Below are 12,268 nucleotides of genomic sequence, written 5' to 3' on the forward strand. Positions count from 1 at the left end.
TTTTTTTGCGCGCCCTCCCCCCGTTTTTTCACACTCGACATGAGTGTCCTGCCCTCTTCCTACAACTTCTTTCTCGCTGCCTTGCAGGAAGTTTCGTCATGCCTGTCAATCATGGAAATTAAACCTACACAGTAAGCCTCCTGCAAAAGATCACTCCGACAAAATTACTGGAATATTCCTACTTAATATCCGCTTGCCAATATTCGATTACAAACTAATATGAAGTTGTCGCAACGAAGCGACTCAACTACCAACGAACAAGGAGTTCACATCATGAAAACCATTTATCTCGAAACAGACAAACTCGCCAACCTGGCCTTTCTGGTTGCAGCCACCGGCCGCTAAGTAAGCCTGGACGCCGGAGAGTGCCGGCACTCTGGCGTCCATCAGACTTTTTCCCGAGTGACCTGAGCCCATGTATATCAATCCTTTTCTTTTTATATTGCCGCGCCCGCCTGGACAAGTTGTCTGGAACTACAAGAACCACACTCAACACGAACTTGATCTTGAATACTCCCATCGCCTCGCCAGCCTTATACACAACCCTGATATATTTGACCCGAACAACATAATAGACACACAACTTCTGGACGCCGGCATTTTAATAACTTCAAAAATAGACAGTCCGAATTGGGGCTGGGATGAATTGTCGAAGATCTATCACATCGGCACACAAAACATACCTAGCGCACATACGCCTCGGAATATCCACGAGTGGTCCAGGCAATATCTGGCGCACTGCAGCGAAGTGCTGGCGAAGCCAGAACCTGCAGACACCCGGGCGCGGCGATCAGTGCAGCCCCTGATTACCCTGCCCGTACCGGGCGCCATTGATGATGACAGCCTGACTCAGGCCCTGATGAGGCGCAAAACCTGTCGTTCCTACACCGGTGCAGCGGTGACACTGGATGAGGTTGGCACGCTGCTGTATTTGACCATCGGCTATCTTCCCCCACGCGACAATGCCCACGACGATCCGGTCGCACCGGGTCTGGAGGCACGCCGAAGCTGCCCGTCCGGCGGCGGACTGAACGCCTGTGAGGGATTTGTCCTGGCGCAAAATGTCAGCGGACTGGAACCCGGCATCTACGCCTATCACCCTGCCGAACACGCCCTGAGTCGGATCAATGCGCTGCCGGATCCGGAGCTGGGTCAATTGCTCGGCGGCCAGCATTTCATCAACAACCTGCCACTGGGCGTGTTCATCACTGCAAGGTTTGATCGTCTCTGGTGGAAGTACGAGCACTCGCGTGCCTATCGCATGGCCTTCATCGAGGCCGGTCATCTCTCGCAAACCTTTCAACTGGTAGCGACGACGCTGGGGTTGAACACCTGGTTGACCGGCGCGTTTGCCGACGCACAGATTGAAACCCTGCTCGGCATCGCGGACAGCGCCGAGCAACCGTTGTTCTTCGTCGGTTGCGGACAAAGCGATGGCCAGGCCATGTGCCAGGAAATGCGTGATCTGCTCAGCGGAGCACAGTCATGATTCCCACGGCTATGGACGAGAGCGAAGCCCCGGTGTCATGGTCGCTCAAATTCACGCTTCCAGGCTGGGAGAACCGTGCATCGGTACGCAGCAGTGTCCATGACTATCGGTTACCGGGCGATGTCGAGCAGCAATTGCAAACCCGCTACTGGTTACCCCCGGCCTTTGTGCCCTATCTGGCGCATCCGGCCATCCAGGCCAAAGGTCGCGAAACCCTGCACCGCCTTACCGCCAATCATCTGGTGTATTTCCTCGACTACACCACCCTGCTCGAACACCGCATCGTCAACCGCGCGGTGGAAGTCATCGTGCACCGCGAACTGCCCATTTATATACCGCTACCGATGAAACATGCGGCACTGCAGCTGTATACCGACGAGGGCTACCACGCGCTGTTTTCCAACCAGATTGCCGAGCAGATCGCTGCGCTCTACGGCATCACCCGGCGACCGGTCATTCCGAAGCGGATCAGCCGCATGAACGCTTTGATCGCGCGCACGCCGGAGAAAAACCGTGCATTGGCCTGGTTCCTGCTGGGATTTGTCTCGGAAACCATCATTGCCCGCGAGTTGCTGGAGGTCTGCCGCGACACGCTGGTATCCAGTGTGAGTGACATGTTGCGTGATCACCTTGCCGACGAAGCCCGGCACAGCCGCTATTTCGCCGAAGCCTTCCATTACTTCTGGATTGCGATGAACAGTCGTCAACGCCTGTTCGCCAGCAAGACCCTCGTGGAGATCATTTCCATCTTCTTCGAAGCAGATGAAGGCTGGCTGCAACAAAGCCTGCGTTCGGCCGGTATTGCCGAGATCGACGTGATGGAGATTGTCGGCGGCACGGCAACGGTGCAGGCCAACCGCGCTCGTGCACGCGCAGGCTGCAAACCTACTGTGGAGGCCCTGCACAAGGCCGGCTTCTTTGCATTGCCCCATAACCAGACACTCTTCGCCAAAGCAGGATTGATCGATGGATAAACACAGCCGTGCAACCACCCGCCGACAACAGCGCGGAGCAATCAGCCTGCTGCTGGCGATGATCCTGCTTGGCGTGTTTCCGCTGGATGTGCTGCTGCCTTCCTTTCCGGCGTTGGCAGCACACTTTGGCCGATCGTCTAACGACATCGCGCTGTCGATCAGTCTGTTTGCCGTGGGCATCGCATTTGCCCAGTTATTGATCGGCCCGCTGTCAGATGTGATCGGGCGCAAAGGTCTGCTGCTTGCCGGCATGAGCGTGTCGCTGCTCGGCGCACTTGGCTGCGTGCTGAGCAATGACTACACGCTGTTCCTGATTTTCCGGGTGATGCAGGCGCTGGGATGCGGTTGCTTCGTGCTGTCCCAGGCACTGGTGCAGGATCTGTTCGAAGGCAACGAGCGTGATCGCCTGCGGATCCTGATGGTCACCGCAACGGGCATCTTCATTTCGGTATCACCATTGGCGGGCACGTTTCTGCAGGCCACGCTCGGCTGGCGCGGCAGCTTCTGGGTCTTCATCGCCCTGGCCGCAGCAGTTCTGATCAAGACCTGGCGATTGCTCGATAACAGCCGTCCTCCTCATGATCCCAGCCGCCTTGGCTTCATCCAGTCCTATCAGCGCGTCTTGGGCAATTTCGAATTTGTCGGCTGTTGGCTGATTTCCGCATTCGCTTTCGCTTGCCACTTTTCCTTCATCGTCATTTCCCCGCTGATCTTCATGGAGCAGCTGCAGATGGCACCTTACGATTTCGCCTTGATCCTGCTGATCTACGGCGCCGCCTATGTCTTTGGCGGCGTGCTCGCCAGCGTGCTGAACCGGCATATCAATGCGCAACAGCAGATTTTTACCGGGCTGAGTCTGATCCTGCTCTCGGGACTGGTAATGCTCTATCTGGCCGCCAACCATGATTTGTCAGCTGCGACGGTGCTGATTCCAATGCTCATCTGCACGGTGGGCACGACCATTTCCCGGCCACCGGCTACCTCCCGCGCCATGAGCCTGTTTGCCGAAAATGCCGGCGCATCGGCGTCTGCCGGCAGCACCATCATCTTTATCTGTGGCGGGCTGGTCAGCGCCTTGATCAGCCTCGGCCCGGCCAACCTGCAAGCGACGCTGGGTTACGGCTTCGTGGTGTTGAGCGGCGTATCGCTGTTGCTCAACAGCGTGATTGGCCGTCGCGTCAGCGACCTGCGCAGCAATCCGGTGATGCCGGGAGGCGACCACTGATCCTGCCAGTCGTCATCCCGCGTGCCTCTTCAGCGGGGGAACAACGCTTTGCGCCATTCCCTCGCGACGCCAGCGGTGTAGAATCGCCTCATTCATCGCCATTCATCCCCGGCGGGTTTATGAGCTCAGGCTGAGACCAGCGGCGATCCCGCAACGTCATCGGCAGCTTCCGGACACACGGCCATTTTTCGGGTGTTTCAGAGGTCAACAGAAGCTCACTCCCCTTTAGTACGTGATTAGCCGCCCGGAGTGCTCCATGCCAGATTACCGCTCGAAAACATCCACCCACGGCCGCAACATGGCCGGCGCCCGCGCACTGTGGCGCGCCACCGGCATGAAAGATGACGACTTCAAGAAGCCGATCATTGCCATCGCCAACTCGTTCACCCAGTTCGTCCCGGGGCATGTGCACCTGAAGGACCTGGGTCAGCTGGTCGCCCGCGAGATCGAACGCGCCGGTGGCGTGGCCAAGGAATTCAACACCATCGCCGTCGATGACGGCATCGCCATGGGCCACGACGGCATGCTGTATTCGCTGCCGAGTCGCGAGATCATCGCCGACTCCGTCGAGTACATGGTCAATGCCCACTGCGCCGACGCTATCGTGTGCATTTCCAACTGCGACAAGATCACCCCGGGCATGCTGATGGCCGCGCTGCGCCTGAACATTCCGGTGATCTTCGTTTCCGGTGGCCCGATGGAAGCCGGCAAGACCAAACTCGCCTCCCACGGCCTCGACCTCGTCGACGCCATGGTGATCGCCGCCGACTCCAGCGCTTCTGACGAGAAAGTCGCCGAGTACGAGCGTAGCGCCTGTCCAACCTGTGGTTCGTGCTCCGGCATGTTCACCGCCAACTCGATGAACTGTCTGACCGAAGCACTGGGTCTGGCCTTGCCGGGCAACGGTTCCACTCTGGCCACTCACAGCGACCGCGAACAGCTGTTCCTGCAGGCCGGTCGCACCATCGTCGAGCTGTGCAAGCGTTACTACGGCGAGAACGATGACTCCGTGCTGCCGCGCAACATCGCCAACTTCAAGGCGTTCGAGAACGCGATGATGCTCGACATCGCCATGGGCGGTTCGACCAACACCATCCTGCACTTGCTCGCAGCCGCCCAGGAAGCCGAGATCGATTTTGACCTGCGCGACATCGACCGTCTCTCGCGCAGCGTGCCGCAGCTGTGCAAAGTCGCACCGAACATCCAGAAGTACCACATGGAAGACGTGCACCGCGCCGGCGGCATTTTCAGCATCCTCGGTTCGCTGGCCCGTGGCGGCCTGCTGCACACCGACCTGCCGACCGTACACAGCCGCAGCATGGAAGAAGCCATCGCCAAGTGGGACATTACCCAGACCAGCGACGAAGCCGTGCATCACTTCTTCAAGGCAGGTCCTGCGGGCATTCCGACCCAGACCGCGTTCAGCCAGTCGACCCGTTGGGAAACCCTCGACGACGATCGTGAAAACGGCTGCATCCGCAGCTTCGAGCACGCCTATTCGAAAGAAGGCGGCCTCGCCGTGCTGTACGGCAACATCGCGCAGGACGGTTGCGTGGTGAAAACCGCCGGGGTCGATGAGTCGATCCACGTCTTCGAAGGCAACGCGAAAATTTTCGAAAGTCAGGACAGCGCCGTGCGCGGCATCCTCGCTGACGAAGTGAAGGAAGGCGACATCGTCATCATTCGCTACGAAGGCCCGAAAGGCGGCCCGGGCATGCAGGAAATGCTCTACCCGACGTCCTACCTGAAATCCAAAGGTCTGGGCAAAGCCTGTGCGCTGCTCACCGACGGGCGTTTCTCCGGCGGTACTTCCGGCCTGTCAATCGGTCACGCTTCGCCAGAGGCTGCGGCCGGCGGCGCGATTGGTCTGGTGCAGGATGGCGACAAGGTGCTGATCGACATTCCGAACCGCTCGATCAACCTGTTGGTCAGCGACGAAGAACTGGCGGCACGCCGCGCCGAGCAGGACAAGAAAGGCTGGAAACCGGTCGAGGTGCGTCCACGCAAAGTGACCACCGCGCTCAAGGCCTACGCCCTGCTGGCGACCAGTGCCGACAAGGGCGCGGTGCGCAACAAAGCGATGCTCGACGGGCTGTAACCGTCAAATCGCCGATGCAAAAATGCCCCGCCATGTGCGGGGCTGATCGTTCCCACGCTCTGCGTGGGAATGTCTCAAGGGACGCTCCGCGTCCAGTGACGCAGAGCGTCACGGGCTGCATTCCCACGCAGAGCGTGGGAACGATCCAAAACAAGATCAAAAGATCGCAGCCTTCGGCAGCTCCTACATGCGATCGTGGCTTACTGGATGTCTTCCGGTTTGACGATCACCCAGTTCTTGTCCGCCGTCACCGGCAAGCCTTCCTTGGCCTGCGCCGCCGCGTGCCTGGCCATCATGCCGTTGATTTGCGTCATGTACTTGTCCTTGCGGTTGATCCACAAGTGAATGCCGCCCTTGGCCACGTCGACATCATGGAACAGCATGTAACCGTCGCTCGTCGGGGTATCGCCGCCGACCAGCACCGGTTTTTTCCATTCATCGATATAGGTCAGGATCGCTGCGTGCTTGCCGGCCATCCACGTTGCCGGGGTCCACAGGTACGGCGTCAGCTCCAGGCCGAGGTTGGCCTTCTCGTCATATTTGCCGGCAGTGATCTGTTTGCGCGCAGTGGTCAGCTCGCCGGTCTTCTGATCCTTGAGCAGCAGTGAAACGCCAATGACGTTCTGCGGTTTGACGTTGTAACCGTACTTGGGATCCGCCGCGACCATACGCACCAGTTCCTCGGAGGCGGCGGTCATCACGTAGACCTCGATGCCGTTCTCCATCAGCTTGTTGTACAGCTCCTGCTGGCCAGTGAAGATCTTCGGCGGATTGACATCGAGCTTCTTCACCACATCGCCTTCGTAATACGTCGCCGGCACCGGTTTGCCCGAAGCCATCAGCTCGTCAACGTAGCCCTTGAGTTCCTTGAGGGTGAAGCCAGAGAATACCTGCGCCACCCACGGGTAGCAGACCATGTCGTCGACTTCGCAGAGCCGGTAGTAATAACTGAACAGGCTTTCCTTGTGCTCGGCGGTGTCCTTGAAGGGCATCAGTTTCAGCGAGGGGTCGAGCTTGTCGCGGGTAATAAGGCCTTTGTTTTCCATGAACGGCAGCAAGGATTCTTCGAGGTCGTAGCGGTAACTGGTGTTGTCCATGTCGAACACCGCGTAATTACCCTTGTTGGCGTTGGCGGCAATCATCGCGTCCAGCGCCTTGGCCTGATCCGCCGGCCAATGCTTGAGGTCCGTGGCCAATGCCTGGCCAGCAAGGCCAGCCGCCAGTGCCATAGCCAACAACGTGCGTGCAATTCTCATAGCGCTACTCCCCGATGCAAAGAGTTCGACGCTAACAAATCATTGTGACAAGCCTCGCCTGTCAGCGACCGCTTACGTCCCCTGCGCGTCAGTTGCATTGCCGACAGCGACACGCGCTTATTCCAAAAACGACGGTTGCCCAGCCATTTTGGTATTAAATCATTGCAAATCAAGCTGTTAGGCTTGCCGGTTCGCAGCAGCCCCGGATGGCTGTTGGCACAGTCTTTACTGGAGTTCTCATGAATCTACCGCTGATTCTCAACCTGCTGGTGTTCCTCGCCCTGCTCTTCGGTCTGGCGCAGACCCGCCACACCACCTGGAGCCTGGCGAAAAAAGTCCTGCTCGCACTGGTCCTCGGCGTGGCGTTCGGCGTCGCGCTGCACACGATTTACGGTGCCGGCAATCCGGTGCTGAAAGCCTCGATCGGCTGGTTCGATCTGGTCGGCAACGGTTACGTGCAGTTGCTGCAAATGATCGTGATCCCGCTGGTGTTCGCTTCGATCCTCAGCGCCGTCGCCCGCCTGCACAACGCCTCGTCGCTGGGCAAGATCAGTTTCCTGACCATCGGCACGCTTCTGTTCACCACCGCCATCGCGGCGTTGATCGGCATCGGCCTGACCAACCTGTTCGGCCTCAGCGCTGAAGGTCTGATCGCCGGCACTCAGGAAATGGCGCGCCTGCAAACCATTCAGAACGACTACGCCGGCAAGGTCGCCGACCTCAATGTGCCGCAACTGCTGCTGTCGTTCATTCCGCAGAACCCGTTTGCCGACCTGGCCCGGGCCAAGCCGACCTCGATCATCAGTGTGGTGATCTTCGCCGCGTTCCTCGGGGTTGCCGCGCTGCAACTGCTCAAGGACGACGTCGAGAAAGGTCAGAAAGTGATCAACGCCATCGACACCCTGCAAGCCTGGGTGATGCGTCTGGTGCGTCTGGTGATGAAGCTGACCCCGTACGGTGTGCTGGCGCTGATGACCAAAGTGGTCGCCGGTTCCAACCTGCAGGACATCATCAAGCTGGGCAGTTTCGTCGTGGTCTCGTATATCGGCCTGGGCCTGATGTTCGTCGTGCACGGCGTGCTGGTGTCGGCCGCCGGGATCAACCCGCTGCGCTTCTTCCGCAAGATCTGGCCGGTGCTGACCTTCGCCTTCACCAGCCGCTCCAGCGCGGCAACCATTCCGCTGAGCATCGAAGCGCAGACCCGTCGTCTGGGCATTCCGTCGTCAGTCGCCAGTTTCGCTGCCTCGTTCGGTGCGACCATCGGCCAGAACGGGTGTGCCGGCCTGTACCCGGCGATGTTGGCGGTGATGGTGGCACCAACGGTCGGCATCAACCCGCTGGATCCGCTGTGGATCGCGACGCTGGTAGCGATTGTCACGTTGAGTTCGGCCGGTGTCGCCGGAGTGGGTGGAGGCGCGACGTTCGCCGCACTGATCGTGCTGCCAGCGATGGGCCTGCCGGTGTCACTGGTGGCGTTGCTGATTTCGGTCGAGCCGCTGATCGATATGGGTCGCACCGCGTTGAACGTGAGTGGCTCGATTACCGCTGGGGCGATTACCAGTCAGGTCATGCAGCAGACTGATAAAGCGCTGCTGGATGCCGATGAACACGCAGAGTTGGCCCAGGCTTAAGCTTCTCAGCGACTGAGCGGGCCTCTTCGCGAGCAGGCTCGCTCCCACACTGAAATGCGTTCCCCTGTGGGAGCGAGCCTGCTCGCGAAGCTGTTAGGCTTTCTCCCAAACCTCAAAGCTATATGCAGGTTTATCGCCCTCTGCCGGATTCGGTACATCCGACACCAGCTTCCATTCGCTCAGATCAAACTCCGGAAACCACGCATCCCCTTCCGGGCTCAGCGCCACGCGGGTCAGGTACAGCCGATCGGCCTGCGCCAGTCCCTGCGCATACAACTGCGCGCCGCCAATCAGCATCAGTTCATCAACGCCCTGGGCTTTCGCCCATTCCTCGGCGCGCGCCACGGCGGCTTCCAGCGACGGATAGACCTCGGCGCCTTCGAGCTGCAGATCGGTCTGGCGGCTGACCACGATGTTCAAGCGCCCCGGCAATGGCCGACCGAGCGAATCCCAGGTCTTGCGACCCATGATGATCGGCTTGCCGAGCGTGGTCGCCTTGAAGTATTTGAAGTCCCCCGGCAGGTGCCAGGGCATGCTGTTGTCGACGCCGATCACGCGGTTTTCACCGAGGGCTGCGATCAGGCTGAGGGGCAGTGATTTAGTCATGCCGGCGAGGATACCAGAGCCGCGCTTACCCCGATAAGCGCCACAGCGGTTATGCTCAGCGCTCGATTTAGCGACGGGACGCCGCGTGACTGAACTGACTCCACTGCAAAACCTCTGGCTCACCGAAACCATCCGCCTGCGCGAAGAACACGCGGGGCCGCTGGATGACCTGGAAGCCAATCGTCTGGCCCGCGCCGCTGGTGGCGATCTGCCGAGCCGCATTGCGCGCCGGGCGCTATGGCTGGCCGAGCGTGACGGGCTGACCGCCGCCCTCAAGCACTGGCTGCAAGGCGCGCGCCTGGCGCTGGTGCTGTTGATGATTGTCGCCGTGCTCAGCGGCGCCGGCCTGGCATTCGCCGCACTTGGGCAGACGCCGGTGAATGTGTTCTGGGCGCTGGGCAGTCTGCTCGGGATCAATATGATTTTGCTGCTGAGCTGGGCGCTGGGCTTGATTTTCGCTGGCGAACACGGCGCCACCCTCGGGCGCTTGTGGCTGTGGCTCAGCGAAAAATTCGCTCGCGACACCAAAGCCGCGCAACTGGCGCCGGCCCTGCTGTTGCTGCTGCAACGCAAGAAACTCAACCGCTGGGCGCTCGGCGCGTTGGTCAATGGCCTGTGGCTGCTGGCGATGCTCAGCGCGTTGATTCTGCTGCTGACGCTGATGGCCACGCGGCGCTATGGCTTTGTCTGGGAAACCACGATCCTCGGCGCCGACACCTTTATCCATGTCACCCAGGCCCTTGGCTATCTGCCGTCGCTGCTCGGCTTCAATGTGCCGACCGAGGAAATGATCCGCGCCAGCGGCGACGGCGCACTGGATATTGAAAGCGCACGACAAGCCTGGGCAACCTGGCTGGTCGGTGTGCTGGTGGTCTACGGCGTGCTGCCGCGCCTGCTGCTCGCGCTGTTGTGCCTGTGGCGCTGGAACAGCGGCAAAGCCGCGCTGCGCCTGGATCTGAACCTGCCCGGCTACGCGCAACTGCGCGAACGGTTGATGCCGACCAGCGAGCGCCTTGGTGTCAACGACCCGGAGCCGGCGCAACTGCATCGCGTCGAAAGCAACATCGGCGAACGCGCCAGCGAAGGCGCGCTGCTGGTGGCGATCGAGTTGGACGAACAGCGTCCGTGGCCACCCGCGCTGCCGAAAAACGTCAGCAACGCGGGCATCCTCGACAGTCGCGAATCGCGGCACAAACTGCTCGAGCAACTCAGTCGCTTCCCGCCGGCGCGGCTGGCCATCGCCTGTGATCCGCGACGTTCGCCGGATCGCGGCAGCCTCGCATTGATCGCCGAACTCGCGCGCAACGCCAGCGCCACTCGCATCTGGCTGCTGCAAGCGCCACCCGGCGAAGCGCTGGACGGGCAACGTCTGGGTGACTGGCACGCGGCGCTGCAACAGCTGGAACTGCCATTCGCCGATTGCGCGCCGATGAACTGGCTGGAGAGCGGACATGACTGATGCACGCAAGGCCCCGCTGAAACTGGCAGTGGTTGGCCACACCAACGTCGGCAAGACCTCGCTGCTGCGCACGCTGACCCGTGACGTCGGCTTCGGCGAAGTCTCGCACAGGCCGAGCACCACCCGGCATGTCGAAGGCGCGCGGTTGTCGGTGGATGGCGAGCCGTTGCTCGATCTGTACGACACGCCGGGGCTGGAAGATGCGATCGCCCTGCTGGATTTTCTCGAGCGTCTGGAATGCCCCGGCGAACGCCTCGACGGCCCGGCACGACTGGCGCGGTTTCTCGACGGCAGCGAGGCGCGCCAGCGTTTCGAACAGGAAGCCAAGGTACTGCGACAACTGCTGGCCTCCGATGCCGGTCTGTATGTGATCGACGCCCGCGAACCGGTGCTGGCCAAGTACCGCGACGAGCTGGAGGTGCTCGCCAGTTGCGGCAAACCGCTGCTGCCGGTGCTGAATTTCGTCAGCAGCGCCAACCATCGCGAACCCGATTGGCGTGAAGCGCTGGCGCGGTTGGGGCTGCATGCGTTGGTACGTTTCGACAGCGTCGCGCCGCCCGAGGATGGCGAGCGGCGCTTGTACGAGAGCCTCGCCCTTCTATTGGAAAACGCCCGGCCGCAACTGGAGCGGTTGATCGCCGACCAGCAGGCGCAGCGCCTCGCCCGTCAGCAAAGCGCCGCGCGCTTGATTGCCGAATTGCTGATCGACTGCGCTGCGTGCCGACGCAGTGTGGTCAGCGAAGCCGAGCAGGAACAACAGGCGATCAGCGAACTGCGCAAAGCCGTGCGCCAGCGCGAGCAAAAGTGCGTTGAGGCGCTGCTCAAGCTCTACGCGTTTCGCCCGCAGGACGCGGCGGCCAGTGACTTGCCGTTGCTCGACGGGCGCTGGGGCGATGATCTGTTCAACCCGGAAACCCTGAAGCAACTCGGCGTGCGCGTCGGCGGCGGCATTGCTGCCGGTGCAGCGGCCGGGGCTGGGGTGGATTTGCTGGTCGGCGGGATTACCCTTGGCGCGGCGGCGTTGGCCGGTGCGATCGCCGGCGGTGCGCTGCAAACCGCGCGCAGTTATGGCAGTCGCCTGCTCGGCAAAATCAAAGGCCAGCGGGAATTGACAGTGGATGACGCCGTGCTGCGCCTGTTGGCGTTGCGCCAGCGCCAGTTGCTGCTGGCCCTGGATCAGCGCGGGCATGCGGCGATGGACAGCATTCAGGTGGCCACGCCTGTGGACAAGACCTGGCGCGAAGGCAAGTTGCCGGAAGCGCTGAACAAGGCGCGCGCGCATCCGCAGTGGTCGTCGCTCAATCCGCAGGCGAAGTTGAATCAGGCGGAAAGGCAGGAGCAGGTTGAGGCGTTGGTTGATCGGGTGCTTGAGCTTTAGATCGCTACCCCCTCACCCCAGCCCTCTCCCGGAGGGAGAGGGGGCCGACTGTGTTGCTCTTGGGTCATACACCGACCTGAGATATCCAGTCGAACTCAGGTTTGAAAAGCATGGAGATCAGCTCCCTCTCCCTCCGGGAGAGGGCTGGGGTG

General features: G+C 60.9%; 9 protein-coding genes. 7 read left to right on the forward strand and 2 right to left on the reverse strand.

Annotated features, from left to right (window positions below; all coding sequences use genetic code 11):
• Positions 1-415 precede the first annotated feature (415 nt).
• The 4 genes from AB9L16_RS24540 (at position 416) to ilvD (ending at position 5,786) form a co-directional block, all read left to right on the forward strand.
• Positions 416-1,489 (forward strand): SagB family peptide dehydrogenase, encoded by a 1,074-nt coding sequence (locus tag AB9L16_RS24540; protein WP_375122827.1) that lies wholly within the window; start codon positions 416-418, stop codon positions 1,487-1,489.
• A complete protein-coding gene (locus AB9L16_RS24545) occupies positions 1,486-2,463 on the forward strand; it encodes a diiron oxygenase (protein WP_150636946.1) in 978 nt (325 codons plus the stop codon). The genes AB9L16_RS24540 and AB9L16_RS24545 overlap by 4 nt, the downstream gene beginning before the upstream one ends.
• Positions 2,456-3,688: an MFS transporter gene (locus tag AB9L16_RS24550; RefSeq protein WP_375122828.1), complete on the forward strand. Its 1,233-nt coding sequence runs from the start codon at positions 2,456-2,458 to the stop codon at positions 3,686-3,688. Before AB9L16_RS24545 ends, AB9L16_RS24550 begins: the two co-directional genes overlap by 8 nt.
• A 256-nt stretch (positions 3,689-3,944) precedes the next feature.
• Positions 3,945-5,786 carry a dihydroxy-acid dehydratase gene (ilvD, locus tag AB9L16_RS24555; protein WP_024014684.1) on the forward strand — a complete coding sequence of 614 codons (1,842 nt, stop codon included), beginning with the start codon at positions 3,945-3,947 and terminating at the stop codon, positions 5,784-5,786.
• 200 nt (positions 5,787-5,986) lie between these two features.
• Here ilvD and AB9L16_RS24560 read toward each other — a convergent pair whose 3' ends face one another.
• The gene (locus tag AB9L16_RS24560; RefSeq protein ID WP_095181319.1) at positions 5,987-7,042 is read right to left on the reverse strand and encodes a phosphorylcholine phosphatase; all 1,056 of its coding nucleotides are present in this window, start codon (positions 7,040-7,042) and stop codon (positions 5,987-5,989) included.
• Positions 7,043-7,281: 239 nt separating this feature from the next.
• On the opposite strand from AB9L16_RS24560, the gene AB9L16_RS24565 reads away from it, so the two are divergent.
• Positions 7,282-8,673, forward strand: coding sequence for an L-cystine transporter (locus AB9L16_RS24565; RefSeq protein ID WP_150636952.1), 1,392 nt, complete (start codon positions 7,282-7,284; stop codon positions 8,671-8,673).
• A 93-nt stretch (positions 8,674-8,766) separates the two neighbouring features.
• Here the strand turns inward: AB9L16_RS24565 and AB9L16_RS24570 are convergent, their stop codons facing one another.
• Positions 8,767-9,279 (reverse strand): dihydrofolate reductase, encoded by a 513-nt coding sequence (locus tag AB9L16_RS24570; RefSeq protein ID WP_122087905.1) that lies wholly within the window; start codon positions 9,277-9,279, stop codon positions 8,767-8,769.
• 85 nt (positions 9,280-9,364) lie between these two features.
• Between AB9L16_RS24570 and AB9L16_RS24575 the strand changes: the two genes are divergently transcribed.
• Together AB9L16_RS24575 and AB9L16_RS24580 are read left to right on the forward strand one after the other, a co-directional pair.
• The gene (locus AB9L16_RS24575) at positions 9,365-10,738 is read left to right on the forward strand and encodes a DUF2868 domain-containing protein (RefSeq protein ID WP_375122829.1); all 1,374 of its coding nucleotides are present in this window, start codon (positions 9,365-9,367) and stop codon (positions 10,736-10,738) included.
• Positions 10,731-12,116, forward strand: coding sequence for a GTPase/DUF3482 domain-containing protein (locus tag AB9L16_RS24580; RefSeq protein ID WP_375122830.1), 1,386 nt, complete (start codon positions 10,731-10,733; stop codon positions 12,114-12,116). Before AB9L16_RS24575 ends, AB9L16_RS24580 begins: the two co-directional genes overlap by 8 nt.
• The last annotated feature ends 152 nt before the right edge of the window (positions 12,117-12,268 follow it).

This window comes from Pseudomonas sp. LW8 (assembly GCF_041956865.1).
Lineage (GTDB): Bacteria > Pseudomonadota > Gammaproteobacteria > Pseudomonadales > Pseudomonadaceae > Aquipseudomonas > Aquipseudomonas siliginis.

Coding starts and splice junctions, on each gene's coding strand:
- ilvD (WP_024014684.1), top strand. CDS start 3,945: ATGCCAGATTACCGCTCGAAAACATCCACCCACGGCCGCAACATGGCC.
- AB9L16_RS24565 (WP_150636952.1), top strand. CDS start 7,282: ATGAATCTACCGCTGATTCTCAACCTGCTGGTGTTCCTCGCCCTGCTC.
- AB9L16_RS24550 (WP_375122828.1), top strand. CDS start 2,456: ATGGATAAACACAGCCGTGCAACCACCCGCCGACAACAGCGCGGAGCA.
- AB9L16_RS24580 (WP_375122830.1), top strand. CDS start 10,731: ATGACTGATGCACGCAAGGCCCCGCTGAAACTGGCAGTGGTTGGCCAC.
- AB9L16_RS24540 (WP_375122827.1), top strand. CDS start 416: ATGTATATCAATCCTTTTCTTTTTATATTGCCGCGCCCGCCTGGACAA.
- AB9L16_RS24545 (WP_150636946.1), top strand. CDS start 1,486: ATGATTCCCACGGCTATGGACGAGAGCGAAGCCCCGGTGTCATGGTCG.
- AB9L16_RS24570 (WP_122087905.1), bottom strand. CDS start 9,279: ATGACTAAATCACTGCCCCTCAGCCTGATCGCAGCCCTCGGTGAAAAC.
- AB9L16_RS24560 (WP_095181319.1), bottom strand. CDS start 7,042: ATGAGAATTGCACGCACGTTGTTGGCTATGGCACTGGCGGCTGGCCTT.